Source organism: Roseomonas mucosa ATCC BAA-692 (genome assembly GCF_000622225.1).
GTDB lineage: Bacteria > Pseudomonadota > Alphaproteobacteria > Acetobacterales > Acetobacteraceae > Roseomonas > Roseomonas mucosa.
Genome location: NZ_JHWD01000008.1, coordinates 60,921 through 85,571, shown reverse-complemented (window position 1 = coordinate 85,571; position 24,651 = coordinate 60,921). Strand labels below are relative to the sequence as shown.

Annotated in this window: 24 protein-coding genes; 11 read left to right on the top strand and 13 right to left on the bottom strand. The window is 72.8% G+C overall.

What is annotated here, in order from left to right; genetic code table 11:
- The first annotated feature begins 245 nt into the window (after positions 1-245).
- The 10 genes from BT98_RS0110295 to BT98_RS27230 all read left to right on the top strand — a co-directional run bounded on the left by BT98_RS0110295 (position 246) and on the right by BT98_RS27230 (position 7,277).
- Complete coding sequence (locus BT98_RS0110295) at positions 246-1,127, top strand: urease accessory protein UreD (RefSeq protein WP_019460836.1); 882 nt, start codon at positions 246-248, stop codon at positions 1,125-1,127.
- Positions 1,128-1,242: 115 nt separating this feature from the next.
- A complete protein-coding gene (locus BT98_RS0110290; RefSeq protein WP_019460837.1) occupies positions 1,243-1,734 on the top strand; it encodes a GNAT family N-acetyltransferase in 492 nt (163 codons plus the stop codon).
- A 94-nt stretch (positions 1,735-1,828) separates the two neighbouring features.
- A complete protein-coding gene (locus BT98_RS0110285) occupies positions 1,829-2,131 on the top strand; it encodes an urease subunit gamma (protein WP_019460838.1) in 303 nt (100 codons plus the stop codon).
- Between the two features lie 12 nt (positions 2,132-2,143).
- On the top strand, positions 2,144-2,449 hold the full coding sequence (locus tag BT98_RS0110280) for an urease subunit beta (protein WP_019460839.1): 306 nt from the start codon (positions 2,144-2,146) through the stop codon (positions 2,447-2,449).
- Positions 2,450-2,451: 2 nt separating this feature from the next.
- Positions 2,452-4,164, top strand: a complete 1,713-nt coding sequence (gene ureC, locus BT98_RS0110275) for an urease subunit alpha (protein ID WP_019460840.1) — start codon at positions 2,452-2,454, stop codon at positions 4,162-4,164.
- A 9-nt stretch (positions 4,165-4,173) separates the two neighbouring features.
- On the top strand, positions 4,174-4,776 hold the full coding sequence (locus BT98_RS0110270) for an urease accessory protein UreE (protein ID WP_019460841.1): 603 nt from the start codon (positions 4,174-4,176) through the stop codon (positions 4,774-4,776).
- Positions 4,676-5,455 carry an urease accessory protein UreF gene (locus tag BT98_RS0110265; RefSeq protein WP_314209527.1) on the top strand — a complete coding sequence of 260 codons (780 nt, stop codon included), beginning with the start codon at positions 4,676-4,678 and terminating at the stop codon, positions 5,453-5,455. The genes BT98_RS0110270 and BT98_RS0110265 overlap by 101 nt, the downstream gene beginning before the upstream one ends.
- Positions 5,452-6,165, top strand: a complete 714-nt coding sequence (ureG, locus tag BT98_RS0110260; protein ID WP_019460843.1) for an urease accessory protein UreG — start codon at positions 5,452-5,454, stop codon at positions 6,163-6,165. The genes BT98_RS0110265 and ureG overlap by 4 nt, the downstream gene beginning before the upstream one ends.
- Entirely contained in the window at positions 6,165-6,737 is a 573-nt protein-coding gene (locus BT98_RS0110255) for a HupE/UreJ family protein (RefSeq protein ID WP_019460844.1), read from the top strand. The genes ureG and BT98_RS0110255 overlap by 1 nt, the downstream gene beginning before the upstream one ends.
- A 372-nt stretch (positions 6,738-7,109) precedes the next feature.
- A complete protein-coding gene (locus BT98_RS27230; RefSeq protein ID WP_019460845.1) occupies positions 7,110-7,277 on the top strand; it encodes a hypothetical protein in 168 nt (55 codons plus the stop codon).
- Between the two features lie 10 nt (positions 7,278-7,287).
- Here BT98_RS27230 and BT98_RS0110245 read toward each other — a convergent pair whose 3' ends face one another.
- The 6 genes from BT98_RS0110245 to BT98_RS0110220 form a co-directional block, all read right to left on the bottom strand.
- Positions 7,288-8,016, bottom strand: coding sequence for a Crp/Fnr family transcriptional regulator (locus tag BT98_RS0110245; RefSeq protein ID WP_226945946.1), 729 nt, complete (start codon positions 8,014-8,016; stop codon positions 7,288-7,290).
- A 272-nt stretch (positions 8,017-8,288) separates the two neighbouring features.
- Positions 8,289-8,870, bottom strand: coding sequence for a hypothetical protein (locus BT98_RS0110240; RefSeq protein ID WP_026033134.1), 582 nt, complete (start codon positions 8,868-8,870; stop codon positions 8,289-8,291).
- A gap of 66 nt (positions 8,871-8,936) precedes the next feature.
- Positions 8,937-10,337 (bottom strand): gluzincin family metallopeptidase, encoded by a 1,401-nt coding sequence (locus BT98_RS23965; RefSeq protein ID WP_019460847.1) that lies wholly within the window; start codon positions 10,335-10,337, stop codon positions 8,937-8,939.
- Between the two features lie 3 nt (positions 10,338-10,340).
- Positions 10,341-11,735, bottom strand: coding sequence for a TfuA-like protein (locus BT98_RS23960; protein ID WP_019460848.1), 1,395 nt, complete (start codon positions 11,733-11,735; stop codon positions 10,341-10,343).
- Positions 11,732-12,973, bottom strand: a complete 1,242-nt coding sequence (locus tag BT98_RS27605) for a YcaO-like family protein (protein ID WP_027297209.1) — start codon at positions 12,971-12,973, stop codon at positions 11,732-11,734. Before BT98_RS27605 ends, BT98_RS23960 begins: the two co-directional genes overlap by 4 nt.
- 23 nt (positions 12,974-12,996) lie before the next feature.
- Positions 12,997-16,326: an AAA family ATPase gene (locus tag BT98_RS0110220; RefSeq protein WP_019460850.1), complete on the bottom strand. Its 3,330-nt coding sequence runs from the start codon at positions 16,324-16,326 to the stop codon at positions 12,997-12,999.
- Between the two features lie 254 nt (positions 16,327-16,580).
- On the opposite strand from BT98_RS0110220, the gene BT98_RS0110215 reads away from it, so the two are divergent.
- Positions 16,581-17,963 carry a helix-turn-helix transcriptional regulator gene (locus BT98_RS0110215; protein ID WP_085977405.1) on the top strand — a complete coding sequence of 461 codons (1,383 nt, stop codon included), beginning with the start codon at positions 16,581-16,583 and terminating at the stop codon, positions 17,961-17,963.
- Positions 17,964-17,976: 13 nt separating this feature from the next.
- Here BT98_RS0110215 and mutL read toward each other — a convergent pair whose 3' ends face one another.
- From mutL to BT98_RS23955, 7 genes are all read right to left on the bottom strand, one after another.
- Positions 17,977-19,908, bottom strand: coding sequence for a DNA mismatch repair endonuclease MutL (mutL, locus tag BT98_RS0110210; RefSeq protein ID WP_019460852.1), 1,932 nt, complete (start codon positions 19,906-19,908; stop codon positions 17,977-17,979).
- Between the two features lie 103 nt (positions 19,909-20,011).
- Positions 20,012-20,257, bottom strand: a complete 246-nt coding sequence (locus BT98_RS0110205; RefSeq protein WP_019460853.1) for a DUF2171 domain-containing protein — start codon at positions 20,255-20,257, stop codon at positions 20,012-20,014.
- A gap of 134 nt (positions 20,258-20,391) precedes the next feature.
- Entirely contained in the window at positions 20,392-21,174 is a 783-nt protein-coding gene (locus tag BT98_RS0110200; RefSeq protein ID WP_019460854.1) for a succinate dehydrogenase iron-sulfur subunit, read from the bottom strand.
- 17 nt (positions 21,175-21,191) lie between these two features.
- Positions 21,192-23,006, bottom strand: coding sequence for a succinate dehydrogenase flavoprotein subunit (sdhA, locus tag BT98_RS0110195; protein ID WP_019460855.1), 1,815 nt, complete (start codon positions 23,004-23,006; stop codon positions 21,192-21,194).
- 202 nt (positions 23,007-23,208) lie between these two features.
- A complete protein-coding gene (gene sdhD, locus BT98_RS0110190; protein ID WP_019460856.1) occupies positions 23,209-23,604 on the bottom strand; it encodes a succinate dehydrogenase, hydrophobic membrane anchor protein in 396 nt (131 codons plus the stop codon).
- A gap of 19 nt (positions 23,605-23,623) precedes the next feature.
- Positions 23,624-24,073 (bottom strand): succinate dehydrogenase, cytochrome b556 subunit, encoded by a 450-nt coding sequence (gene sdhC, locus BT98_RS0110185; RefSeq protein WP_027297208.1) that lies wholly within the window; start codon positions 24,071-24,073, stop codon positions 23,624-23,626.
- 212 nt (positions 24,074-24,285) lie between these two features.
- The gene (locus tag BT98_RS23955; RefSeq protein WP_037250410.1) at positions 24,286-24,558 is read right to left on the bottom strand and encodes a hypothetical protein; all 273 of its coding nucleotides are present in this window, start codon (positions 24,556-24,558) and stop codon (positions 24,286-24,288) included.
- Positions 24,559-24,651 lie beyond the last annotated feature (93 nt).

Genomic DNA, 24,651 nt, shown 5'->3' with positions numbered 1-24,651 from the left:
CGCGGATGGCGCGCCTCGCTTCCACCGGCGAAGCGCCGCTGCCGCGACCTTTTGCGCCGGCCGCCACGCCGCTCCCGCCATCGCGTGATGACGCTGGAAGGATGACGAGGACTTCATCTTCCGTGTTCCGGCCGGTCTCCCTGGATGTGGGCCGTCACCACGCTTCCACGGCCGCCCCTGACCGGCGGGAGGGCGTCCTGCCCCGCTTATGGACCGCGCCTGCCCATGGCATAGCGGTCGGGCCCATGACGCCGCCCGAATCCCTGCTGCCCTCCCCACCTGCCGCCATCCGTCACCAGCGGGCCGAGGGCACGGCGGAACTCGCCTTCGCCCTGGCCGCTTCCGGTGGCGCCGCGCCCCGTACCGTGCTGCGCCATCTCCATCAGGCCGCCCCGCTGCGCGTCCTCTTTCCCAGGCCCGAGCCCGGCGAGCCGCCGCTCGCCGCCCTGGTCAACACCGCCGGCGGCCTGGCCGGCGGCGACGCACTGCGCATCGCGGCACGGCTGGGGGAGGGCGCCACCGCCACGCTCTGCACCCCCGCCGCCGAGAAGCTCTACCGCTCCCTCGGCCCCGATACCCGGATCGCCACGACCCTCCGGGCGGAACCCGGCGCCACCCTCGAATGGCTGCCGCAGGAGACCATCCTCTTCGACGGCGCCCGCCTGCGCCGCGGTCTCGACATCGAGCTCGCCGCCAGTGCCCGCCTGCTGGCCGCCGAGATGCTCGTCTTCGGCCGCCATGCCAGGGGCGAGCGCTTCGCGACCGGCTTCCTGCACGACCGCTGGCGCCTGCGCCGCGATGGGCGCCTCGTCTGGACCGATGCCCTGCGCCTTGATCCGCCTGGGGAGTCCCTCGCCGACCGCTTCGCCTTCGGCGGCGCGGGCGCCTATGCCACGCTCCTCTACGCCGCCCCGGACGCGGCCGCGCACCTTTCCGCCTTCCGCGATCTCGCCGCGTCCACGGGGCCTCTCCAGGGCGCCGCCACCATGCCGCGCGAGGGCATTCTCCTGCTCCGCTGGCTCGGCCCCGCCGCGCCGGTCCGTGCCGCGCTCGCCAGCGCCATTCCCGCCTGCCGCGACGGGCTGCTCGGCCTGCCGCGCGCGCTGCCACGGCTATGGATGACCTGAATCCGGCCCCCGGTGCTTTCGGGCCGGAGGAGAGCCCGCTACCTCTGCCTGCTCTCTGCCCCTCTGGCCGCGGCGATGGCCTCGGCGCCCGCTTCGGCGGAAAGGAGTCCGGAACATGATCCGATGCCTGCAGCCCGGTGACGAGGAGGTCTTCCGCCGGATCCGCCTGGAGGCCCTGCGCGCCGAGCCCGCCGCCTATGCCAGCACCGCGGCGGACTGGGAGGCGTTGCCGCCGGAGGAATGGCGCCGCCGCCTGACCGCGAACCCGGTCTTCGTCGCCTTCCAGGGCGCGGAGCCCGTCGGGATCATGGGCCTGATGGCCCAGTCCTCCAGCAAGACCGCCCATCGCACCATGCTCATCATGGTCTATCTGCGCCCGGAGCAGCGTGGCACCGGGCTGGCGGGCCGCCTCCTGCGCCATGCCGTCGACCACGCCCGGCGGCTGGGCCACCGGCAGGTCGAGCTCATGGTGAGCGCCGAGAACCCCGTGGCGCGCCGCTTCTACGAGCGTGAGGGCTTCCGCCAGATCGGCTGCATCCCCGGCGGCTTCCTGCACGAGGGCCGGGAGGTGGACGAGATCATGATGGTCCGGCGCCTGCTTCCCTGAACGGCGGCGCCCGGCCCGCCGCGTCGTGCTCTCCCCCCCCTGGACCCCCGCCGCGCCCCGCCCGCATACTCCGCCGCACCGAACGGAGCCGCCCATGCACCTGACGCCGCGCGAAAAGGACAAGCTGCTGATCGCCATGGCCGCCCATGTCGCGCGCCGGCGGCTGGAGCGGGGCGTGAAGCTGAACCACCCCGAGGCCGTGGCCCTGGTCACCGACTTCGTGGTCGAGGGCGCCCGCGACGGCCGCAGCGTTTCCGAGCTGATGCGCGACGGCGCCACCGTCCTGACGCGCGATCAGGTGATGGAGGGCGTCGCCGAGATGATCCACGAGATCCAGGTCGAGGCGACCTTTCCCGACGGCACCAAGCTCGTCACCGTCCACGAGCCGATCCGCTAGGGGAGAACGAAGGTGATTCCCGGAGAACTCTTCCCCGCCAGCGGCGAGATCGAGCTGAACGCCGGCCGCCCGGTCACGGAGCTGGAGGTCGCCAATACCGGCGACCGCCCGGTGCAGGTCGGCAGCCACTACCACTTCGCCGAAACCAATCCCGAGCTGCGCTTCGACCGCGACCGGGCGCGCGGCCAGCGCCTGGACATCGCCGCCGGCACGGCGGTGCGCTTCGAGCCGGGCCAGACCCGCACCGTGCGCCTCATCCCCTTCGCCGGGGATCGCGTGGTCCACGGCTTCCGTGGCGCGATCGAAGGAAAGCTCTGACCATGCCCGCCCGGATCTCCCGCTCCGCCTATGCCGGCATGTACGGCCCCACCACCGGGGACCGGCTCCGTCTCGCCGACACCGACATCGTCATCGAGGTCGAGCGCGACCTCACCACCTATGGCGAGGAGGTGAAGTTCGGCGGCGGCAAGGTCATCCGCGACGGCATGGGGCAGTCCCAGACCGGGCGCGACGGCGGCACCATGGATACCGTGATCACCAATGCGCTGATCCTCGACCACACCGGGATCTACAAGGCCGATGTCGGGCTGCGCGACGGCCGGATCGCCGCCATCGGCAAGGCGGGCAATCCGGACACGCAGCCGGGCGTCGATATCGTCATCGGCCCGGGCACCGAGATCATCGCGGGGGAGGGCCGCATCCTCACCTCCGGCGGCATCGACGTGCATATCCACTTCATCTGCCCGCAGCAGATCGAGGAGGCGCTGGCTTCCGGCGTCACCACCATGTTCGGCGGCGGCACCGGCCCGGCCCATGGCACGCTCGCCACCACCGCCACGCCCGGCGCCTTCCACCTCGCCCGCATGATCCAGGCGGCGGAAGGCTTTCCGGTGAACCTCGGCTTTCTCGGCAAGGGCAATGCCGCCCTGCCGAAGGGGCTGGAGGAGCAGATCCATGCCGGCGCGGCGGGCCTGAAGCTGCACGAGGACTGGGGCACCACGCCGAAGGCCATCGACACCTGCCTCGCCGTGGCCGATGCGCTGGACGTGCAGGTCGCCATCCACACGGACACGCTGAACGAGAGCGGTTTCGTCGAGAGCACGATCAGGGCCATCGGCGGCCGCACCATCCAGGCCTTCCACACCGAGGGCGCGGGCGGCGGCCATGCCCCCGACATCCTGCGGCTGGTGGGCGAGCCGAACGTGCTGCCCAGCTCCACCAACCCCACCATGCCCTATACGGTGAACACGCTGGACGAGCATCTCGACATGCTCATGGTGTGCCACCACCTGGACCCGAGAATCCCCGAGGACGTGGCCTTCGCCGAGAGCCGCATCCGGCGCGAGACCATCGCGGCCGAGGACATCCTGCACGACCTCGGCGCCATCTCGATGATGAGCTCCGACAGCCAGGCGATGGGGCGTGTCGGCGAGGTGATCATCCGCACCTGGCAGACCGCCCACAAGATGAAGCAGCAGCGTGGAAGGCTGAAGGAGGAGGTGGGCGACAACGACAACTTCCGCGCCCGCCGCTACATCGCCAAGTACACGATCAACCCCGCCATCTCCCAGGGCATCGCCGAGCATGTCGGCAGCGTCGAGGTCGGCAAGCTGGCCGATCTCGTGCTCTGGAGCCCGGCCTTCTTCGGCGTGAAGCCGGAGATGGTGCTGAAATGCGGCACCATTGCCATGGCGCCGATGGGCGATCCCAACGCCTCCATCCCGACGCCGCAGCCGGTCCATTACCGCCCGATGTTCGGCGGCTTCGGCCGTGCCCTGCCTGCGATCGGCGTCACCTTCACCTCCGCCGCCGCGCTGGAGGCCGGGCTCGGCGAGCGCCTGGGCGTGACCCGGCCCCTCGTCGCCGTGCGCAACACGCGTTCCGGCATCAGCAAGCGCAACATGGTGCTGAACGACCTCTGCCCGCGCATCGAGGTGGATGCCGAGACCTATGAGGTCCGCGCCGATGGCGAGCTGCTGGTCTGCGAGCCCGCGAAGGTGCTGCCGATGGCGCAGCGCTATTTCCTGTTCTGAGAAGCCCCGATGACCGACAGCACCCTGCCGCGCGCCACCACCATCCTTCCCGCCGGGCAATGGGACCCGGCCGGAGCGCGCGACAGCATCACGCTCGATTTCGACGACCGCCATCGCCGCCGCCGCCGCTACACGGGCGGGAAGGGGCTTTCCTTCCTGCTCGACCTGCCGGAAGCCACGGTGCTCTATGACGGCGACGGGCTGCGCTGCGAGGACGGCACCATCATCGCCGTCCATGCCGCGCCGGAGCCGCTGGTCGAGGTGACCTCCGCCGATCCCGCGCATTTCGCGCGTCTCGCCTGGCATCTCGGCAACCGGCACCTGCCGGCCGAGATCGATGCGAAGCGCATCCTGATCCGCGACGACCACGTGATCACCGCCATGCTGCGCGGCCTCGGCGCCACGCTCCGGCAGGTCCAGGCGCCCTTCAACCCGGAAGGCGGCGCCTATGGCGAACACAACCGCCACACCGCCCACCATCATGGGCCGCAGGAAGGTCATGGGCACGCGCATGACCACGATCACGATCACGGGCACGGGCACAGCCACGACCATGGCCACGACCACCACCATGGCGACGGCCACACGCATCACGGCCACCGGCATGGCTGAGGGCGACGCCGCCCTCTACCGCCTGCTGGCCTGGATCTCCCCGGCCTATCCGGTCGGCGCCTATACCTACAGCCACGGGCTGGAGGCCGCGGTGGAGGAGGGCGCCGTGCGCGACCGCCAGGGCCTCGCCGACTACATCGCCGCCGCGCTGACGCGGGGGGCCGGGGCGGTGGACGGGCCGCTCCTCGCCGCCGCCTGGCGTGCCGCGCGGGACGGCGACGAGGGGGGGCTCGACGAGGTGGCCGAACTGTCCCTGGCCTGGCGCGGCACGGCGGAGACCGCGCTGGAAAGCACGGCCCAGGGCAATGCCTTCGCCAGTGTCACCGCCGCCGCCTGGCCCGATCCCCGCTTCGCCGCCTTTGTCGCGCGTCACCCGCGCCGCATGACGCATCCCGTGGCTTTCGGCGCGGCGGCGGCCTGGAACGGCGTCGCGCTCCGCCCGGCGCTTTTCGCATGGCTCTCGGGCTTCGCCGCCAACCTCGTCAGCGCCGGCGTTCGCCTCGTCCCGCTGGGGCAGACGGACGGGCAGATCGCCACCACCACGCTTCTGCCCGTGGTGGAGGCCGCCGCCGACGCCGCCCTGGCCGCCGATCCCGAAGAGATCGGCACCGCCGCCCCGGTGCTCGACCTCTTCTCCATGCGTCACGAGACCCAGTATACGAGGCTCTTCCGCTCATGACCGAAATCGTTTCTGGCCAGCTGATCCAGGCCTCCGCGTCCGCAGGACGCTCCGGTCATCGGCAGGCGAACGGCCCCTTCCGCGTCGGCATCGGCGGCCCCGTCGGCTCCGGCAAGACCGCGCTGACCGACCGCCTGTGCAAGTACCTGCGCGCCACGCACGACATCGCCGTCATCACCAATGACATCTACACGCGGGAGGATGCGGAGTTCCTCACCCGCTCCGGCGCGCTGGAGCCGGAGCGCATCACCGGCGTCGAGACGGGCGGCTGCCCGCACACCGCGATCCGCGAGGACGCCTCGATCAACCTCGCCGCTGTCGGCGAGATGGTGGAGCGTTTCCCGGCGCTGGAGATCCTCTTCATCGAGAGCGGCGGCGACAACCTCGCCGCCACCTTCTCGCCGGAACTGGCGGACCTGACGATCTACGTCATCGACGTCTCGGCGGGCGACAAGATCCCGCGCAAGGGCGGGCCGGGCATCACCCGCTCCGACCTGCTGGTGATCAACAAGATCGACCTCGCCCCACTGGTCGGCGCCGATCTCGGCGTGATGGACCGCGATTCCCGCCGGATGCGTGGCCAGCGCCCCTTCCTCTTCACCAACCTGAAGGAGAACCGGGGCGTGGCCGAGATCGCCGCCTTCATCCTGGAGGCCGGCGGCATTCCCGCCCGCGGCCTTTCCGCCACCGCCCGAGGAACCCAAGCCTGATGCGCCGCCTCCTTCCCGTCGCCGCCGCGCTGCTCCTGCCGCTGCCGGCCCTGGCCCATACCGGCATCGGCCCGGTGGATGGCTTCACCGCCGGCTTCGCCCATCCGCTGGGCGGGCTCGACCATCTGATGGCCATGCTGGGAATCGGCCTCTGGGCCGGGCTGCTGGGCGGCCGCGCGACCTGGGCGCTGCCCGCCGCCTTCCTCGGCGCCATGGCGCTGGGCGGCGCGCTGGGCATGGCGGGCCTCGGCCTGCCGATGGTGGAGGCCGGGATCGCCGCCTCGGTGATCGTGCTCGGCGCCGTGGTCGCGCTCGCCGCCCGCCTGCCGCTGGCCGCGGCCCTGTCCCTGGCGGCGCTCTTCGGCCTCTTCCACGGCCACGCCCATGGCGCGGAGATGCACCCCGGGGCCGGGGCCGCCGCCTATGCCGCGGGCTTCCTCCTGGCCACCGCCGGCCTGCACGCGCTGGGCCTGGGGCTCGGCCGCTGGCGCGCCCCGGCCGGCCGCGCCGTGGCCCGCTCCGCCGGGGCCGCCATGGCGGTGGCCATGCTGGCGCTGCTGCTCCAGGGCTGATCCCGCCACCCTGGCACTGCCTTTCCGGCGACATCCGGCATTGCGCCGTCCCGGGGGACAAGGCTCCGCCTTTTCCCCCGGTCCCCCTTATCCGCCAGGACACTGCGTGCCCTGGACCCGATGAGTTGGTTCTCGCTGACGCTGGATCACGCCGGAGAGCATGGCTCTCCGGCGGACTGCCGGTGCCACAAGCGCGGACAGGGTGTTTCTTCCTTTTCAGGAGCCCCGCTTGTCCACCTGCTCCCGGGGATCGGGCCACAGACCGTCGGTTATCACGCAGAGCCAACGCAAGCCCTGTGTCCCGGCACACAGCCATGGGAAGCGGCGATCCTTCAGGATGCTGCCATGGCAAGGAACGGGGAGGGGCCCGCAATGTCGAATCCGGCGCAGCACCTTTTCGCGCGGGTCGGGCGGAGGCTGGAAGGGCTGGACAGGCGGCGGGCCCTGGGGGCCGCGCCGCTCAGCCTGGGGGAGCATCTCGTCTGGCGTGCCTGGCGCTGGCTGCGCGGCCTGCGCTACGGCAGGCCGAGCCGCGCCTGACGCGGGTGCGTCAGGACAGGTTCAGCGCGTTCACCGCACGCTCGGCGCCGCGCAGCGCCGCGTCGAGCTCGGCGCGCATCGCCTCGGGCCGGCGCAGCACGATGCCGCTCCGGCTCGCATCGATCAGCCCGGCCTTTTCCATGTCGGACAACTGCCGCGACACGGCCTCGCGCCGGGCGCCGATGCGGGCGGCCAGCACGTGGTGCGGCGGCGGTGGGCTGACCACGCGCTCGGCCGTCTGGCCCGGCTTGCCGCGCCCGCGCGACAGGCGCAGGAGTTCGGCATAGAGCCGCTGCCGCACCGGCAGGGCCGCCAGCTCGAACAGCCTTTCGCTGCGCGAGCGCACGAGGTCGGCGAGATAGCGCATCAGCCGCAGCGACACGGCGGGCGAGGCCAGCACCAGTTCCATGAAGGCCGGCCCCGGCAGGACGCAGAAGCGCGAGCGGTGCAGGGCGGTGACATTGGCGGAACGCGGCTGCCCGGTGATGGCCGCCAGCTCGCCGAAGGCCTCGCCGGGCGACAGGTCGCCCAGGATCATCTCGTAGCCCTCCCCGGTGCGCGCCACGACCCGCGCGGCGCCTTCGAGAAGGAAGTACACGTCGTCCGACAATTCGCCGAAATCGATCAGGACCGTGCCGGGCTCGCAGGAACGGCAGCGCGCGTGTCGTGCGGCCTTTTCCAGCGCGGCCGGGTCGGCGCCTTGCAGGAGGGCCAGGCGCCCCAGACTCTCGGTTTCCACTCCATGGCTCCACATGCCCCAGGCTTCCTTCTCCGGAATATCGGAACGGTGCCGGGACCAGTGCAGCGGTTATCCGGAGCCACGGCATTCCGCCAGGGGCAATCGCCCGGGCGGAATGCCGTGGCCGGAGCCGTGGCGGCTTCCTCGGCGGCTTCCTCGAATAGGCTCCGGGTGGCTGCGGCCCGGCTCCGCCTGCTTCGCTGGCCTCCCTGTTCCGGTTTCCCTGCTTCCTCCAGCCTTTCCGGGGGCGAGGCCCGGACGGCGCCCCGCGCTCATCGTCCGCCCAGATTGGCGCGGCCGAAGACCTCGGCCCGTCCCGTCACCTCCGCCCGGCCGGTGACCTCGGCCCGGCCCATCAGCGTGTCGGCGCGGCCGCCATGCAGCAGGGATTCGATGCTGCCGGTGCTGATATCGATGCGCAGCCCCATGTCGCCGCGGTCGAAGAGCCAGACCCGCAGCCCCTCCATGAAATGCCCGGAGTCCCGGATGAAGCCGGTCGTCGCGACACTGCCATGTTCCGGGACGGCGGTGCCTTCGCCTTCCACCAGGAAGACGGCGGGTGCGGGCAGCGGCACGTACTGCCCGTCGTAGCTGTAGCCGAAGATCCGGGCCAGCTTCGGCGGCGGCTCGGCACCCGGTGCCAGCCGCGCCATCAGCGGGTCCCGGAACCCGCCGGCCCGGTCATAGGGCGTGCGGGACGCGTCGGTGATGGCGAGGCCCGGGAACGGCACGCCGAAGAGGCGGATCGCGGCCGGGGCGAGGAGGGTTTCACCGAGCCGCGCCGCAGGGGTGGGCTTCGCTTCGGACTCTCCGGCCTCCGCGCCGGGCTGTGTCGCTTCAGGGTTGTCCGACATGCTTCATCTCCATTCGCGAGACGCTTCGCGGCATTATATCCATTCGGGAACGATACGTGAGTGTTTTCAACCGGCCGATGCGCGCGATCCGTGCGGCATCATCCGGCGTGTGGCGATGATGTCGCCGTGGCAGCCGCAGGGCCTTGCCCAGGACCGGTGCGGAAGGGCCGCCCCCGGCCCGGCCCAGGCGGCGCGGGACATGGGCGGCAGGGGAGCGGAGAGGGCCATTCCGGCGGAGGCCCCCGCCAGGAAGGGGCGGGGATCGATGTCCCGCTCGTCGAAGATATCGAGCAGCGCGCCCATCGCGATGCGCGGGGTGGCGCCCGGCTCCGCCAGCGCCTCGATCAGCAGGGCCGCGACCTGGCCGAAGCTCAGCGTTTCCGGGTCCAGCCGCAGGATGGTCTGCGCCATGGCCAGCCCGACCCGGTCGCGCGCCCTGTGCAGGCAATGGCGGAAGACGCCCTCGAAACGCGCCAGCGCCTCGGCCGAGGCATGGCGCAGCGGCGCCATCGCGGCCGTGACCGCCGCTGGCGTCCAGCTCCGCGTGTCGCGGTCCGGCGGGATGATGCCTTCCGCCACCAGCCCTTCCTGGAACAGCTCCACCAGGATGTCCCAGACCGCGCCGGTCAGCGGCGCCGCCAGCACGTGCGCGTTGCGGCCGAGGTTCAGCGGGTCGCGCCAGGTGCCGTCCTCCAGCAGGCGCAGCCCTTGCAGGTCGCGGAGCCGGACGGTGTTGTCCACCACCCGCACCTGCTCGACATCCGAAAGCTCGCCCAGCCGGCTGACCAGGTTCAGCTCGTAGAGATTGCCCGAGGTCTGGGCGAGCAGCCGCATCACCACCGAGGGGAAGTGGAGCACGGAAAGGGTCGAGATCAGGTCGGCGAAGGCTTCGTGAAAGGCCAGGAAGGTGCCGCCCACCGCGCCGGATTCCGGCACCCCCATCGTGGAGAAGAGGATGGCGTGGCCGACCTCGTGCGCCACGACGTCGAAGCTGAGGCAGAGCGGCAGCGCCTGGCCGAAGCGGGTCCAGCGCAGTCCGGCCTCCAGGAAGCCGAAGCCGGACTGGGCATTGGCCCAGTACACGACCGGCTGCAGCTCCAGCCGCGGCAGCACGTCCGCATGCCACCACCGGACCGGCTGGCCCAGATAGTCCTCCCAGATCTCCAGCACGAGCCGGGTCACGCCGTAGAGATGCGCCGACAGGAATTCCGGCGTGCCGAAGGGGATGTGGTCGAAGTTCCCGGCCCCGTCCGGCTGGGCAGGCGGCAGCAGCGCGCCCCGGTAGGGCGGCAGCCAGGCCGGCGGGTCATAGGGCTCGCGCTTGTCCACCGCATGGGCGACATACATCCGGGAATCCGACGGGCCGGGCCCGATGCTGCCGGGGGCGGCGGCCAGTTCCACCAGCTCGGGCTCGGCATAGCCCTGCGCCCATTGCGGAAAGAGCCGGAACAGCGTGCCGCCGGCCATGCCTCAGCCCCCGCCCCGGGGCGGGGCGCCGTCGGGGGCGGCGGTCCCGTCGGTGGCCGCCGCATCCTCCGTGGCCATGGCGGCGCGGTATTCCCGCCAGATGGCGGCCCGGAAGCCGCCCGCATCGGGGAAGCCATGAGCCCGAGCCTCGGCCTCCTCCTCACCCAGTGGCGGGGGCGGCAGGCCCGCCCGGGTCTCGAACCACCAGCGCAGCGCCGCATCCAGCACGGCCTCGCCGGGCAGGTCCCGGTCCTCTCCCTCCCGGTCCTCCTGCCGCCCGGCCAGCCGCGCCTTCAGCCCGGCATAGCGGCCGGACAGGCGCAGGGCATCGAGCATGGCGTCCCGGGAGGCCGGGGCAAGGGGGCGCCGCAGCCGCTCCCGGATCGCCGCCTCGCGCGCCAGCAGCCGGTGCAGCCCGGCCTCGTCGAGGTCATGCGCCGCCAGCCAGGCCTCCAGCGCCGAGCGCCGCCACAGACCGTGGCGATGCCGGAAATCCTCCAGCGCGGCGGCATCGGGCGCACCGGGCACGGACAGGCCCGGATGGCCCTCCGCCGTCAGGCGCAGTTCCCGCCATGCGACCGGATCGGAGACCGCCAGTTCCCGCAGCAATGCGCCTCCCCCCTGTTTCTCCCCTTGTTCCTCCCCCTGTGGCGGCACTGCCGCCTGCGTGGCGAGGAAGCTCTCCCAGGCCAGGCTACGGGTGAAACGGAAGCCCGGCGCCCTCCGATCGGGGGAGGCGCGGACGATTCGCGCCAATAATTCCTCGGCATCGCGGCGTTTCTGGGCGACCGGGTGGCGCCGCAGCCATTCCAGCGCCTCCGGACCGGGGCACGGCAGGGACGCGGCTTCCGCGAGGAGGCGGGCATGGCTCCTTTCGGGGAAGGGCAGGCGCTTGAGCGCATGGGCCAGGGCCTCGCAGCCTTCCGGCCCGATCGCCCCGGCGCTCCATGCGGTCGCGAGGGTGGCGCGCAGGTCCACCATGGCGTCGGAGGCGGCGATCCACCCAGCCTCGGCGGGCGCGTGCAGGATGGCGACCTCGTCGTCATCCTCGAAGGGACCGGCAAAGGGCGGAAAGCGCCCGTCGCGATAGGCGCGGTAGACGGCACCGACCCCTTCCATCCCGAAGGCGCCGCATTCGGCGGCACGCAGGGCGCCCATGCTGGCGGCGCCCAGCACGGGGATGCCCTCGGAAAGTGCCCAGAGGATCTCCCGATGCCAGACCGCCGGAGCCTCCCGGAACAGCCCGTCCACCAGCCCGATCGCACGGGGGCGCAGGGAGCGCGCCGCGCGGTAAAGGTCGCCCTGCCGCGCCGGGGGCAGCAGGATGGCCTCCGGCGCGATGGCCCGCGCGGCCTCGCGCGGCAGGCTGGGGCCGAGGAAGACGACGGGCGCGTTCATGCGTGTGCCCGTGTACGCGCCCGGGCCCGGGCGCCGGGTGCATAGCCGCCGCCGGCCGGGCCCGGGGTGCCCTCCAGCCCCGCCACCACGGCGCGGACCACCGGGATGCCGATCTCCTCCCGGGTCATGTCCACCCAGGCCGCCGGCCCCAGGCCGGCCGCCCCGATCCGGGACAGCAGCAGGGCGAGGTCGCCATGGATCGTGGGCGCCGCGCAGCCCCGGACGGCCTCGAAGCGCCGCCGGGGCGGCACCGCCTCGGACAGGGCGCGCAGCGCGGCGGCGCGGCGGGCGGCACGGGCGGGGGCGGCATAGGATTCCGGCGCGAAATCGTCCCGGGCGCCGGAGATGCGGGTGACGCGGGACTGTGCGGCCTCGGTCAGGGCGCGGGACAGGGCCACGCCGGGGTCGGGATGGCAGCCCAGGCCGAGCTCCGCCTCCACCCCCGGCTCCTCCCGCCCCGGCAGGGCCAGGACGCGGAAGGCGGGGATGCCGAGGTCGGAGGTGATGTCCCAGATCGCCAGGGCGATGCCGGCTGCGGCAAAGCAAGCCAGGAGATCGGCGCAGAGCGGGTCGGCGATGCTGGCGGGATCGATCGCCGTTTCCGCCCGCGCCGCCGGGGGGAGGGCCAGCCAGAGGGCATGGGCGTCGCGTTCCACCAGCTCGGCTAGGGCATGCACCAGCGCCTCCCCGCGCGTGTTGCCGGAGGCGAGGCCGTTCGTGGTCGCCTGGAGGAAGCCGGAGGAAGGCGGCCCGTCCAGCGCGTAGTCGGCGGTCACCAGGTCCAGCGGCACCCAGAGCGGCGAGCCGTCGGCGAGGTCACGGCCCTCCACCCAGAGCATCGGCGCCTCCCGCGCCGACAGGTCCGGCGCGGCGGCGCTGTGCGGCAGGCGGGCCGGGTCCAGGGGCGCGAGGCCGCTTTCCCGCAGCCGGTCATGGCTGCCCCAGCGCAGCGGCGCTGCCAGGGTCTCGGCATGCCAAGCCTCCACAGCCTCCATCACCGCCGAGGCCTTGGCCGCCGCCAGGGTCGCGCCCTTGCCCTGGAAGACCGAGAGCGAACGCGCGTTGGGCCGCACCGCCGCGGCGACCGGGATGCCGGTCACGTCCAGGCCGGTCAGCACCGCCACCCTTGTCAGGCCGAAGCGCCCCGCATGGCGCAGCGCCCGTTCCAGCGTCTCTTCGGGGTCGCGGACCCGGTGCGCGCCGAGGCGGAAGCGCTTGGCCTCGTCCTCGGGCGGCAAGCCGGGGAGGAGGCCGGGGCCGGTCACGGCGCGAGGGAGATGGCGCTGCGCCGAAGGGCCGCCAGCAGGCGCTCGACCTCGCCGTCTCCCTCCCGTTCCGCCCGCTCCGCCAGGCCGGCCAGCCTTTGCAGCATCTCCGCATCGCCGAGGCGGCCGAGCCGCAGGTCGAGGCTCGCGAGGCTCAGCCGGGCGCGCAGCGCCAGCATCCAGGCGCCCTGCGCCTCGGCCAGCCGCAGCGCCTCGCGCAGCGAGGCCTCGGCGGCGGCCTCCGACCCGGGGCCGCCCGCCTGCAGGCGCAGCAGGCCCAGCACGCGCCAGACCTCCGGCATCCAGATCCGCAGCCCGACGCGCCCGAACAGCTCGCGCGCCTCGTCGAGCTCCGCCACCGCGCGCCGCACCTGCCCCGCGGTGGTCTGTGCCTCCGCCAGCAGGGTGTGGAAGATGGGGAAGTCCTCGATCGTGCCGACCTCGCGCTGCACGGCGAGCCCCGCCTCGATCGAGCGCAGCCCCTCCGCCGCCTCGCCGCGCGCCGAGGCCGCCCAGCCGCCGAAGATCATCCCCTTGGCGCGGTAGTCGGGCAGGTCGTGCGTTTCCGCGGCCTCCATCATGCGCCGCGCCGCCTCCGCCATCTCCGCCGGGTCGCGCCGGTAGGCGCGGTGCATGGCGTGGATGTCCAGCGCGTGCAGGACGCTGCCCAGGTGGTCGATCTCCAGCGCCCAGCCCCGGGCCTGGGCCTCGGCGCGCAGCGCCGCCTCGGGGCGGCCTTCCAGCCATTCCAGCAGCGCCGTCTCGCCCAGCGCGCAGACCTTGGCGTCGTGGTTGCCGTAGATCGTGGCGTGGTGCCGGTACTCGCCGGCCTCGTAGATGGCGAGCCCGGCCTCGATATCGCGGCGGCAGCCGCAGAGGTCGCCCAGGCCGAAGCGCGTGCCCCAGCCGCAGTGATGCGCCTGCAGCAGGCTGCCCGGCTCGCCGCGCCGGGCGGCCCGCTCGGTCAGGGCGTCGGAGCGCAGCCGCTTGATGTTGTAGTCGCGCGACACCCGCCACCAGCCCCAGGCGATGGGGAAGTGCGCACTCTCGTCGGCGGCCGTGTCGTTCAGCACGGCGTAGCTCTCGGCATAATGGTCCTGCGTCTCGGCGGCGCCCGGCCCGTGCAGGGCGATCAGCGCCGGGCCGAGCAGGGCCAGGAGCTCCAGCCTCTGCGCGCGCAGCGCCGGGGTGGGTGGCACCGTGTCGATCGCCCGCAGCGCCCGCCGCAGCAGGCGCGTCGCCTCGGGATAGGCGGAGCGCGCCAGGCTGCGGCGCGTCGCGGCGAGCCAGAGCGGCACGCTGTCCGCCACCCGCCCGGCCTCGGCGAGGTGATGCGCCAGCACTTCCGGCTCCGTGGCGACCCGGTCCGCGTCGAGCCTCGGCAGCGCCTGGGCGAGCCGCGCATGCAGCAGGCGGCGCCGGTCGCGCACCAGGCTCTCGTAGGCGGCGTCGCGCAGCAGCGCGTGGTGAAAGGTCCAGCCCTCGCGGCCCGGCAGGCTGCGCCGCTGCAGCACCCCGGCCAGTTCCAGATGCGACAGGGCGGCGTCCAGCTCCTCCTCCGGCAGTTCCGTGACCGCCTGGAGCAGGTCGCGCGGCACGGAGCGCCCGGCCACCGCCGCCGCCTGCGCCACCGCCTTGGCCGATTGCGCCCGGTCGAGCCGCGCCACGAGGCATTCCCGCAGGCTGGGCGGCACCTCCGCCTCGGCCTCCACCGTGCCGTCCAGGATGGCGCGCGCCAGTTCCTGCGCGTAGAGCGGCACGCCTTCCGTGCGCGACGCCACCAGCCGGCTGATCCGCCGTGTCAGGTGCGGGCCGCCGGCGGCGGAGCCGGCGACGCTTTCCACCAGCTGCACCATGTCGGGCTCGCTCAGCGGGCGCAGATCCAGCAGCTCGACATCGTTCCAGGTGGGCGTGGCGGGCGGGGCGAAGGCCTCGCGCGAGGTGAGCAGGAGCAGGCAGCGGCCCGGCAGCCGGGACAGGGCGCGTTCGAGCAGCTCCATGGAGCTGGGGTCGAGCCAGTGCAGGTCCTCCACCACCAGGCAGAGCGGCTGCCGCGCCGAGAGGCGGGTGAGCTGGTCGAGCAGCGCCGCGAGGGTCAGGCCGCGCAGCCGGCGCGGCGCCATGGCGGCCAGCGCCGCCGGCTGCGCGCCCGCCTCGCCGCTGCCGCCGAGCAGCAGCTCCGCCAGCGCGGCCGCGCGTTCGTCGATCTCCGCGCCCTCGTCGCCCAGCCAGTGCCGCAGCCGGATCAGCGCATCCGGCCAGTCCTGGCCGGGGGCCAGGCGGGCAAGGCCGCGCAGCGGCGACACCAGGGGATAGAAGGGCGTGTCCGTGTGGAAGGGGGAGGCGATGAAGGTCAGCGTGGCGGAGCCGATGCGGTCCCGCCGCGTGGCCAGGAAGCGGCGCAGCAGGCTCGACTTGCCGATTCCGGCCTCGCCCCGCAGCAGCACCGTCCGGCTGGCGCCGGCCAGCACGCTTTCCCAGGCCTTTTGCAGCCGCGCGAGATCGGTCAGCCGGTTGACGAAGGCGTCGGGGCGGGCGAGGCGCCGGCGCTGGCCGCTGCGCTGGACCTCGCGGCGCACCAGGAAGGCGGGGCAGGGCTCGCTGAAGCCCTTCAGCACCTGCGGGCCGAGGTCGCGCATCTCGAAGATCGGGGTCAGCCGGGCCCGGGTCTCGCCGGAGACGATGACCCCGCCGGGCGGCGCCAGGGCCTGGAGCCGCGCCGCGAGGTTGGGGGTGGAGCCGATCGCCATGCTGTCGCCCGGCGCGTCGCCATGGCCCAGCAGGTCGCCGATCACCACCTGTCCCGTGGCGATCCCGGCCCGGGCGCGCAGCGGCTCCTGCCCCGACGGCAGGTTCGGCAGCGGCACGCGCAGCCGCCGCACCGTCTCCACGGCTTCCAGCGCGGCGCGGACGGCGCGTTCCGGGTCGTCCTCATGCGCGGCGGGGAAGCCGAAATAGGCGAGCACGCCATCGCCCAGGAACTGCGCGATGCGCCCGTCATAGCGCGCGACCGGGCCGGCGCAGGCCTCGCGGTAGCGCTGCATGATCCGCATCAGGTCCTCGGGCTCCAGCAGCTCCGCGAGGCGGGAGGAGCCGACCAGGTCGAGGAACAGCACGGAAAGCGGCCGGCGCTCGGCACCGCTGCGGGCGCCCCGGGTCCGCAGCGCCCGGCGGAGCTGCTTGCGGGCGCCGATCGGCAGGCCCAGCTCGCGCAGGTCCGCCTCGCTGAGCTCCGGCAGATCGGACAGGCTGATCCCGTGCTGGGCGAAGTCCGGCGCGTACTGGGCAAGGCCCACCGACTGCAGCCACCGGAGCACGTCATCCATGCTGAATTCCGCCCATGATCCTGCCGCAACCTAACGGATTCAGCGTCTTGGTGAAGGCGTGTCGGCGGTCCGGGAGCGTGACGGCGGGGCAGTGCGGCATTTCCGTGCGTTGACGAACGCCATCCCGGGGAAAAAGCGGCGGCCGATGAGCGGTGTGACCTGCCGCACAGCCCGGCGGGCCCGTGCCCGGCAGGATGTCCTCAGACGAATCAGCCATATGCCGGGCGGACCCAGCCTGGCCGAGAGGATAGACCATGCTGGAAGGCCAAGCGTCATCCGTTCGGACGACTCCGGAGGCCGGTGCCCAGGTCAGCCGGTCCCCCCTGCTGCCGTTGACGGCGCCGGCCGAGGATCCGGTCTCCACCGTGATCGGACTGATCTACGAGGCCGGCATGGCGCCGGAGCGCTGGCCCGAGGCGCTGGGCCGGCTTGCGGACCTGTTCGGCAGCGCCGCGGCGGCGCTGCATGTCGGCGAGACGGGGGTGCCGGCCCGGATCACCATGGCCTATGGCCTTTCCGAGGAGGCGGTGCGCGGCTATGGCGGCTGCTACAACGCGCTCGACCCGGTGACGCCGGCCGTGCTGGCCGGCGCGGCCTGGAAGGCGCCGGCGACCCTGCGGCAGATCGCGCCGGCGCTGGAGCGCACGCGCTTCTTCACCGACTGGATGCGGCCGCACGGGATGGAGGACGGGCTGTGCCTCGCCCTCTGCCCGCCGGACCTGCCGCAGCAGGCCACGCTGCGCCTGCTGCGGCCGCGCCGCGCCACGCGCTTCGGCCCGCCGGAAACGGCGCTGCTGATGCGGCTGGCCCCGCATCTGCGCCGCGCCACGGAGATGCACCACCGGCTGGCCTCCCCCCATGCGCGGCCGGACGGGCCGCTGGTGGAGATCCTGAACCGGCTCGCCTGCGGGCTGATGCTGGCGGATGCGCGCGGCGCCCTGATCTGGGCGAACCGTTCCGCCAGCCGGATGCTGGAGGAGGCCGACGGCATCGGCACCGAGCGCCAGGGCAACCTGCGCGCGGGGTCGCCGGGCATGACGCGCCTGCTGCGGGACCTGGTGAACCGCGCGGCCCTGGGCCAGCACGCGGCGCTGCCGCTGCCAAGGGCTTCGGGAAAGGTGTCCCTGGCCCTCCAGGCCATGCCGCTCACGGTGCGGGAGGTGGAGCGCCACCGCCAGGTCCTGCCGGCCTCGCCGAGAGCCAGCGTGCTGCTGCTGCTGACCGATCCGGCACAGGGTGCCATGCCCACGCCGGAGCTCTGCCAGCAGCTGCGCGAGATCTACGGGCTGACCACGGCCGAGGCGGGGGTGGCGGCCTGGGCGGCGCAGGGGATCGGCCTGCCGGAGGTGGGACAGATCCTGGGCATCACCGTCAACACGGTGCGGACCCATGTGCGCCGCGTCTTCCACAAGACCGGGGTGCGCAGCCAGGCGGAGCTGGCGCGGCAGGTGGAGCGGCTGGGCCCGCTGCTGGCGGAGCCTGCCGAGGCGCGGCCGGTGCGCGCCGCCGTGCCGGAGCGGGGCGCGGAAAGGCTCGCGGCCGGGGCCGGGGCCGGGGCTGGGGCTGGGGCCGGTGCCGGGCTGCCGCGCGCCCGGGCGGCCTGGGCCGCCGCGGGGGATCTGCGGAACGGCGCCTGAGGGGCGGAACGGCTCACCGCCGGCCGAACATCTTCTCCAGCATCGGCTTGTCCATGCGCAGGAAGGTCGGGCGGCCATGGGAGCAGGTGGCGGCGCGGGGCGTCGCCTCCATGGCCCGCAGGAGGGCCGACATCTCGGCGGTGTTCAGGCGGCGCCCGGCCCGCACGCTGCCGTGACAGGCCAGGCGCGCGATGGCGGCGTCGATGCGGGCCTCCAGCGCCTCGGCGCCCTTCCATTCCGCCAGCCCGTCGGCCAGGTCCTCCAGCAGCGGGCCGGGTTCCGGCGCCCCCAGCAGCGCAGGCAGGGCGCGCACCATGACCGCGCCGGGGCCGAAGCCCTCGATCTCCAGCCCCAGGCGCAGCAGCGCCGGCGCATGGTCCAGCAGCCGGGCGGCGCGGGCGGGCGGCATGTCCACCACGGCGGGCAGGAGCAGCGGCTGCATCCGCACGCCGCCGGCCACGAACTGGGCGTGCAGCCGTTCCTGGGTCAGCCGCTCATGCGCCGCGTGCTGGTCCACCAGCACCAGCGCGCCATCCGGGGCCTCGGCCAGGACGTAGGTGTCCAGCAGCTGGGCCAGCGGGCGGCCCAGGGGACCGTCGGCCAGGGGGGCTTCCTCCTCGCCGATGGCTCCCGCCGGGCCGGGGGTGGGCGGTGCGACGCGTTCCGGCGCGGCTTCCGCCACGGTCCAGGCGCCCCCGGAACTCCCCATGCCGGCGCCGGCATCGGCGGGCCAGGACGTGGCGGGCAGGCGGCGCGGCGCCAGCGGCAGGCCCGGCTGGAGCGGCGGCGGCGCAGGGAAGGCGGCGCGGCTTTCCGAGAAGCCGCTCCAGCCTGGCCCCTCCGCGGGCGGCGGGGAAGGGGCTTCCGGCCGGGGCGGGTTCCAGCCACGCACCGTTTCCGCGAGCCCGCCGCGCAGCCCGGCCGCCAGGCTGTTGCCGCCGGACGTGTTGCCCGCCCCGTTGCCGGCCCCGATCCCCAGGGCGCGGCGCAGCGCGACGATCACGGCGCCCCGCACCGCGTTCGGGTCGCGGAAGCGCAGCTCCGCCTTCATCGGATGCACGTTCACATCCACCGTCGCCGGGTCGATCTCCAGAAAGAGCGTGGCCATGGGATGCCGGCCGGATACCATCACGTCACGATAGGCCGCGCGCAGTGCCGCCTTCAGCACCGGGTCGCGCACCGGCCGGCGGTTGACCACCAGGTGCTGCTCCGCCGCCGTGGCGCGGGACAGGCTGGCGGGGCCGGTCAGCCCGTCCACCCGCAGGTCGTCCCAGGCGCCGCCGACCCGCAGTGCGGCGGCGGCGAATTCCTCGCCCATGATGGCCGCCACGCGGCCGAGGCGGTCGTCCGGCGCCACGTCCAGCACCACGCGGCCCTCGGCCTCGACCCGGAAGCCGGTTCCGGGCCAGGCCATGGCGAGGCGCCGCACAGCCTCGGCCGCATGCTCCGCCTCGGTGCGGGGCTGGCGCAGGAACTTGCGGCGGGCCGGAGTGGCGAAGAACAGGTCGCGGACCTCGACCCTTGTGCCGGGGGCGCCAGAGGCCGGGGTGACCTCGCCCTTGCGCCCGGCCTCCACCGCGATCGCATGGGCCGGGCCTTCCGCCGGACGGGAGGTGATGGAAAGCCGCGCCACGGCGCCGATCGAGGGCAGCGCCTCGCCCCGGAAGCCCAGCGTGGCGATGCGGAAGAGCGTGTCCTCCTCGGGCAGCTTGGAGGTGGCGTGGCGCTCGACGCAGAGGGCCAGGTCCTCCGGCCCCATGCCGCAGCCATCATCCTCCACCAGCAGCCGGTCGATGCCGCCGCCCTCGATGGTCACGGCGATGCGGGTGGCGCCGGCATCCAGAGCGTTCTCGACCAGTTCCTTCACCGCCGCGGCCGGGCGCTCGACCACCTCGCCCGCGGCGATTCGGTCGGCGGTGACAGCGGGAAGAAGGCGGATGCTCATGCCTGGCTAGATGGGGCAGGGGGGCCGGGTCTGGCCAGACCCCCGCGCCGCATTCCGGCCATCCCCGGCGGAGGGTGGGGCGGCTCCGGCGCGTGGGCCGGTCTCAGGCTTCGGTGTGACTTTCCCGATCCGGACGCTGCTCCAGCCGCTGCACCTCGGAGCGGCTCAGTTGCAGCACCACGGCCTCGCCACGGACCTCGGAAACCTCGGAGAGCGAGATGGGGCGGACAGGTCCCGCGCCCTGCCGCAGCAGGAGCCGTCCGGCATCCAGGTGATCGACGGAGCCGAGGGCCTCGCCCTGGCAATCGACCACCGCCATGCCTTCCTGGATCATCGTGGTATCGACCATGGATCGTCCTCCTCCGGCAAGGATAGGGACAACGCAGCGTGCCCCCGCCGGGCTGCATGATCCGGGGTTCAAGGCGGCCGGAACGGAAAAGGGGGCCCGTAGGCCCCCTTCCATCCGTGTGCGGCGCGAAGCGTTCAGCCGTCGCGCTCGACCATCATCTTCTTGATCTCGCCGATCGCCTGGGCCGGGTTCAGGCCCTTCGGGCAAGTGCGGGCGCAGTTCATGATGGTGTGGCAGCGATACAGGCGGAACGGGTCCTGCAACTGGTCCAGGCGGTCGCCGGTATGCTCGTCGCGGCTGTCCGCGATCCAGCGATAGGCCTGCAGCAGCACGGCCGGGCCGAGATAGCGGTCGCCGTTCCACCAGTAGGAGGGGCAGGCGGTGGAGCAGCAGAAGCACAGGATGCACTCCCACAGCCCGTCCAGCTTGGCGCGCTCGTCCTTGGACTGCAGGCGCTCGGCATCGGGCGGCGGCGGGGTGTCGGCCTTCAGCCAGGGCTCCACCGAGCGGTACTGCGCGTAGAGCTGGTTCAGGTCGGGCACCAGATCCTTCACCACCGGCATGTGCGGCAGCGGGTTGATCTTCACGTCGCCCTTCACGTCCTCGATCGGCTTGAGGCAGGCGAGGGTGTTCAGCCCGTCGATGTTCATCGCGCAGGACCCGCAGATGCCCTCGCGGCAGGAGCGCCGGAAGGTCAGCGTGGTGTCCACCTCGTTCTTGATCTTGATCAGCGCGTCCAGGACCATCGGCCCGCACTGCTCCAGATCGATCTCATAGGTGTCGTAGCGCGGGTTCTCGCCCGTGTCCGGGTCCCAGCGATAGATCTTGAAGGAACGGACGTCCTTGGCGCCCGGCTCGGCCTTGTGGGTCTGGCCGACCTTGACCTGGCTGTTCTTGGGAAGCTGGAAATTGGCCATGATGCTCTGTCCGTCCCTCAGTACACGCGCGGCTTGGGCGGGAAGACCTGGACCTCGTTCGTGAGGGTGCGCATCTTCACGTCGCGGTAGTCGAGCTTGACGAGGCCGTTGCTGTCGCAGGTGGCGATGGTGTGCTTCAGCCAGTTCACGTCGTCACGCTCGGGATAGTCCTCATGCGCATGGGCACCGCGGCTCTCGTGCCGCGCCTCGGCGCTCACCATGGTGCACATGGCGTTGCCCATCAGGTTGTGCAGCTCCAGCGCCTCCATCAGGTCGCTGTTCCAGACCAGGGAGCGGTCGTGGATGCGGATGTCGGACAGGCCGTCATAGACCGTCTGCATCTTGTCCACGCCTTCCTTCAGGCTCTCGGAGGTGCGGAACACCGCCGCATGGCCCTGCATGGTGCGCTGCATGCGCTCGCGCAGCGCGGCGACGCTGGTGCCGCCCTTGGCGTTGCGCACGCCGTCCAGGCGGGACAGCGAGGCCTCGCCCGCATCCGGCGGCAGCGGCGCCTGGGTCGCGCCCGGCTTGACCGTCTCGGCGGCGCGGTGCGCGGCGGCGCGGCCGAAGACCACGAGGTCGAGCAGCGAGTTGGTGCCGAGGCGGTTGGCACCGTGCACGGAGACGCAGGCGGCCTCGCCCACCGCCATCAGGCCGGGGACCACGCGGTCCTGGTCCTCGGCGGTGGGGTTCAGCACCTCGCAATGGATGTTCGTGGGGATGCCGCCCATGTTGTAGTGCACGGTGGGCAGCATCGGGATCGGCTCCTTGGTCACGTCCACGCCGGCGAAGATCTTCGCCGTCTCGGAGATGCCCGGCAGGCGCTCGTGCAGCAGGTCGGCGCCCAGGTGCTCCAGGTGCAGGTGGATGTGGTCCTTCTTCGGGCCGACGCCGCGGCCCTCGCGGATCTCCATCGACATGGCGCGGGACACCACGTCGCGGGAGGCGAGATCCTTCGCCGTGGGCGCGTAGCGCTCCATGAAGCGCTCTCCCTCGGAATTGGTGAGGTAGCCGCCCTCGCCGCGCGCGCCCTCGGTCACGAGGCAGCCGGAGCCGTAGATGCCGGTCGGGTGGAACTGCACGAATTCCGGGTCCTGCAGCGGCAGGCCGGCGCGCAGCACCATGCCGCCGCCGTCGCCGGTGCAGGTATGGGCGGAGGTGCAGGAGAACCAGGCGCGGCCATAGCCGCCGGTGGCGAGCACCACGGTCTGGGCGCGGAAGCGGTGGATGGAGCCGTCCTCCAGGCACCAGGCCATGACGCCGCGGCAGACGCCTTCCTCCATGATAAGGTCGAGGGCGAAGTACTCGACGAAGAATTCGCAGTTGTGCTTCAGCGACTGCTGGTAGAGCGTGTGCAGGATGGCATGGCCGGTGCGGTCCGCCGCGGCGCAGGCGCGCATCGCGGGCGTCTTGCCGTAGTTCTGCATGTGGCCGCCGAAGGGCCGCTGGTAGATCTTGCCGTCCTCGGTGCGGGAGAACGGCACGCCGTAATGCTCCAGCTCGATGATCGAGGGCACGGCCTCGCGGCACATGTACTCGATGGCGTCCTGGTCGCCGAGCCAGTCCGACCCCTTCACGGTGTCGTACATGTGCCAGCGCCAGTCGTCCTCGCCCATGTTGCCCAGCGCGGCGCCGATGCCGCCCTGCGCCGCCACGGTGTGGGAGCGGGTGGGGAAGACCTTGGTGATACAGGCCGTCTTCAGGCCGGAGGCGCCCATGCCGAAGGTGGCGCGCAGCCCGGCGCCGCCGGCCCCCACCACCACGACGTCATAGGTATGGTCCACCACCCGGTAGGCCGCGCCGCCGATTCCCGGCTTGCTGATCGCGTTCATCTCAACCGCCTCGTCCGAAGCTCGTCCGCGCGGTCAGTGAGCTGGGCAGAAGGAGTGTTCCGCCCGTCCCGGCGCCGCCCGGCACCAAATTCCTGGGAAAGCCGGCCCCGGGGCCGGCCCATGCAGTCTAAATTGGCCCTGCGCCGCGATTTCGCCAGCCAAAAAGGCCGGGGATGCCGCCGGGCGCAGGGCATCGGCCCGTTCAGACCGCGATCCGCAGCACCGCCAGCGCGGCGAAGAGGGCCAGGATCAGGCAGACCGCCTTCTGCAGCAGGTCCACCAGCTTGCGCCGGCTCTCGGGGCGGACATAGTCCTCGATCACCACCTGCAGCCCGGCCGCGGTGTGGTGGAAGCCGATGCCGATGTAGAGCAGCAGCAGCACGGCGTGGAAGGGATGCCCGATCCAGGCCAGCACCCGCTCGTAGGGCGCGCCGGCGAGGCCGGCGACGCCGAAGGTGAACCAGATGGTCAGCGGCAGCAGGGCCATGGAGGTGACCCGCTGCAGCCACCAGTGATGCGTGCCGCCCTTGGCGGAGCCCAGGCCGCGCACCCGGCCGAGCGGGGTCTGCAGGCGAAGTGCTTCGTGATGTTGGCTCATGCTCGTCGCGTCCCTTCGCTCAGCGGATCCAGGCCACCAGGGCGACGATCCAGGTGACCGCCGTCAGTGCCGCGGTGGCGATCAGCACCAGGCGGCCGGTGCGGTAGGTGGTGGGGATGTCGTAGCCGTGGCCGGAATCCCAGACGAGGTGGCGGATGCCATTCAGCGTGTGGTACCAGGCCACGGCGGTCAGCCCCATCAGCACGATCACGCCGACAAAGGAGCCGGCGAACCACTGCACCCAGGCGAAGGCCCGGGGGCCGGAGGCGGCGGCGGCCAGCCACCAGACCATAAAGAGCAGCCCCGCCACCCAGGCGCAGCCGGTGATGCGGTGGCTGATGGACATGGCGCTGGTGATCTGCAGCATGTCGTAGACCTGCAGATGGGGGGAAACCGGGCGGCGGACGGGCTTGCCATCGGAACGCCGGCCGTTGAACATCGCCTCGCGTGCGTCTTGTCCGCTCGCCATGCCGCTCCTCGTCCTCATGTCACCGAGTCCGGGCGGCCTGAACTGCCGGCGCGGCCGGGCCTCGTGTTGCAGTGATCCGTAACCGGGGCCTTTTAGGTTACGGCTTCGCACAACGTCAACGCGGCCCGGAATAACCTTCCTGAAGCGGGACAAAAAAGAAAGGGGAGGCCAAGCCTCCCCGCAAGTAAAATGCGAATGCTTCGCAATACAAATCACCAGCCGCGATAGTAGCCTCGCGGGGGGCCGTAGCCGCCGTAATAGGGCCGCTGCGGCGTGGTGACGGCGCCGCCCACCGCGCCGATCGCGCCGCCCAGCAGGGCGCCGGTGGCCGCATTGCCGCCGGTCAGCCCCGCCACGGCCGCGCCGCCGCCGGCGCCGAGAAGGCCGCCGCCCAGGGCGCGCTGGCCAGGGCTGTAGGGGTCGCTGCAGGCCGCGAGCCCCAGCAGAACCGCGGCGGCCATGCCGGTTCGCAGAACGCGACGCATCTGGTCATCCTCCTTCGCAGACTTCCGTACTGCCGGGGAGGCTGGTGTCCGCTCGCGGCGCCTTTGCGGCACCTGCCGGGCGTCAAAGAGAAG

Coding starts and splice junctions, on each gene's coding strand:
- BT98_RS0110295 (WP_019460836.1), top strand. CDS start 246: ATGACGCCGCCCGAATCCCTGCTGCCCTCCCCACCTGCCGCCATCCGT.
- BT98_RS0110290 (WP_019460837.1), top strand. CDS start 1,243: ATGATCCGATGCCTGCAGCCCGGTGACGAGGAGGTCTTCCGCCGGATC.
- BT98_RS0110285 (WP_019460838.1), top strand. CDS start 1,829: ATGCACCTGACGCCGCGCGAAAAGGACAAGCTGCTGATCGCCATGGCC.
- ureC (WP_019460840.1), top strand. CDS start 2,452: ATGCCCGCCCGGATCTCCCGCTCCGCCTATGCCGGCATGTACGGCCCC.
- BT98_RS0110270 (WP_019460841.1), top strand. CDS start 4,174: ATGACCGACAGCACCCTGCCGCGCGCCACCACCATCCTTCCCGCCGGG.
- BT98_RS0110265 (WP_314209527.1), top strand. CDS start 4,676: ATGACCACGATCACGATCACGGGCACGGGCACAGCCACGACCATGGCC.
- ureG (WP_019460843.1), top strand. CDS start 5,452: ATGACCGAAATCGTTTCTGGCCAGCTGATCCAGGCCTCCGCGTCCGCA.
- BT98_RS0110255 (WP_019460844.1), top strand. CDS start 6,165: ATGCGCCGCCTCCTTCCCGTCGCCGCCGCGCTGCTCCTGCCGCTGCCG.
- BT98_RS27230 (WP_019460845.1), top strand. CDS start 7,110: ATGTCGAATCCGGCGCAGCACCTTTTCGCGCGGGTCGGGCGGAGGCTG.
- BT98_RS0110240 (WP_026033134.1), bottom strand. CDS start 8,870: ATGTCGGACAACCCTGAAGCGACACAGCCCGGCGCGGAGGCCGGAGAG.
- BT98_RS23965 (WP_019460847.1), bottom strand. CDS start 10,337: ATGGCCGGCGGCACGCTGTTCCGGCTCTTTCCGCAATGGGCGCAGGGC.
- BT98_RS23960 (WP_019460848.1), bottom strand. CDS start 11,735: ATGAACGCGCCCGTCGTCTTCCTCGGCCCCAGCCTGCCGCGCGAGGCC.
- BT98_RS0110220 (WP_019460850.1), bottom strand. CDS start 16,326: ATGGATGACGTGCTCCGGTGGCTGCAGTCGGTGGGCCTTGCCCAGTAC.
- BT98_RS0110215 (WP_085977405.1), top strand. CDS start 16,581: ATGCTGGAAGGCCAAGCGTCATCCGTTCGGACGACTCCGGAGGCCGGT.
- mutL (WP_019460852.1), bottom strand. CDS start 19,908: ATGAGCATCCGCCTTCTTCCCGCTGTCACCGCCGACCGAATCGCCGCG.
- BT98_RS0110205 (WP_019460853.1), bottom strand. CDS start 20,257: ATGGTCGATACCACGATGATCCAGGAAGGCATGGCGGTGGTCGATTGC.
- BT98_RS0110200 (WP_019460854.1), bottom strand. CDS start 21,174: ATGGCCAATTTCCAGCTTCCCAAGAACAGCCAGGTCAAGGTCGGCCAG.
- sdhA (WP_019460855.1), bottom strand. CDS start 23,006: ATGAACGCGATCAGCAAGCCGGGAATCGGCGGCGCGGCCTACCGGGTG.
- sdhD (WP_019460856.1), bottom strand. CDS start 23,604: ATGAGCCAACATCACGAAGCACTTCGCCTGCAGACCCCGCTCGGCCGG.
- sdhC (WP_027297208.1), bottom strand. CDS start 24,073: ATGGCGAGCGGACAAGACGCACGCGAGGCGATGTTCAACGGCCGGCGT.
- BT98_RS23955 (WP_037250410.1), bottom strand. CDS start 24,558: ATGCGTCGCGTTCTGCGAACCGGCATGGCCGCCGCGGTTCTGCTGGGG.